This window comes from Clavibacter lycopersici (genome assembly GCF_003576405.1).
GTDB lineage: Bacteria > Actinomycetota > Actinomycetes > Actinomycetales > Microbacteriaceae > Clavibacter > Clavibacter lycopersici.
On sequence record NZ_QWGT01000400.1, the window covers coordinates 1 to 1302 of the forward strand.

The following is a 1302-nucleotide window of genomic DNA, read 5'->3' on the forward strand; positions in this document are numbered from 1 at the left end:
TGGGTGTCGGGGCGGGCGTCGCGGCGTGCGCCGGCAGGCCCGCGAGGGACAGGGCGGTGGCGAGGCCGGCGGTGACGGCGAGCGCCCGGATCCCCCTCCTCCTCCGCGGGGTCGGGGCGTCGCCCGCGGCGGGCGTCCCGCGTCCGGGTGCGGATGGTTGCGTGATCATCGTCGATCGTCCTCCAGGTGCGCGATGCGGATCCGGACGCCCCGCATCGTCGCGGTGCCCCCTCGCATCGCCTTCCACGCTAGCCCCGGAGGTGGGTGCCATGTCACATGGAAGCGTCGGCGGATCGCGTCCAGCGGACAGCGCGACCCGTCGTCGGGGTCAGGGCAGGTCGACGCGGAACAGCTCGCAGTCGGCGTCGTAGTAGCCGCGCGTGCGGCCGAGGGGACGCATCCCGATCCGCCGGCACACCGCCTGCGACGGCGCGTTCGCCGGGTTCGTGACCGCGAGCACGCGCGTCAGACCGCCCTCGGCCGCGTGGACGAGCACCCGCCGGGTCGCCTCCGTCGCGACGCCGCGACCCCAGGCGTCCGGGTGCAGGTGCCAGCCGATCTCGGTCTCGCCCTCCTCCGGCACGTCGCGCGGGGCGGGGTCGTCCCCGGCCAGGGGCGCGGCCGACTCGGGCAGGCCCTTGAGCAGGAGGGTGCCGAGGAGGGCGCCGCCGTCGCGGTCGACGATCGCCCAGATCCCCCGCACCGGGTGGTCGAGCGCGGCGTAGCGGGCTGCGCGGTCGGCGGCCTGCGCGGGATCCGGCTGCACGGCGCCCGAGCCGATCCACCGCATCACCTCCGGCCGCGCGTGCAGGTCGAGCAGGAAGGGCGCGTCGGCGTCCGAGAAGCGGCGGAGGAGGAACCGGTCGGTCGCGAGGTCGGGCATCGCCCCACGCTAGGGGACGTCGGTGGCTGCCCCTAGCGTGACGGCATGCCCGAGCCGGTGGATGCGTGGTGGGCGCGACGCCGCTGGTCGCGCGGCCTCGACGTGCCGTACCCGGTGGGCACCTACCGGGAGGCGTGGGCGTCGTTCCCCGTGCTCATCCGGCAGTACCACCCGGAGTTCAACCGCGGGATCACGCTGACCCAGGTGCCGCCCGCGGCCGACGTGCTGCTCACCTGGCAGTGCGACGCGGGGCACGTCTTCGTCGCCACGCCCGAGGAGCAGCGGAGGCGTCCGGGTCGCGAGCGCCGCCGCTCGTCGTGGTGCCCGGACTGCGCCGAGGCCGCCGCGCCGCGCACGCCCGTGCTGCCGATGGCGGACCAGGTGCGCTGGCCGGGTGCGTCGCCGCTCGAGGTCGGGCC

At 76.6% G+C, this 1302-nt stretch carries 2 protein-coding genes; one reads left to right on the forward strand and one right to left on the reverse strand.

All coding sequences use genetic code 11. From position 1 onward, the window contains the following. Positions 1-328 precede the first annotated feature (328 nt). Positions 329-883 (reverse strand): GNAT family N-acetyltransferase, encoded by a 555-nt coding sequence (locus DZG00_RS15485; RefSeq protein WP_119383306.1) that lies wholly within the window; start codon positions 881-883, stop codon positions 329-331. A gap of 45 nt (positions 884-928) precedes the next feature. On the opposite strand from DZG00_RS15485, the gene DZG00_RS15490 reads away from it, so the two are divergent. Next, positions 929-1302, forward strand: a 374-nt coding sequence (locus tag DZG00_RS15490) for a zinc-ribbon domain-containing protein (RefSeq protein WP_255414080.1), incomplete at its 3' end; no start/stop codon positions are given.

Coding starts and splice junctions, on each gene's coding strand:
- DZG00_RS15485 (WP_119383306.1), bottom strand. CDS start 883: ATGCCCGACCTCGCGACCGACCGGTTCCTCCTCCGCCGCTTCTCGGAC.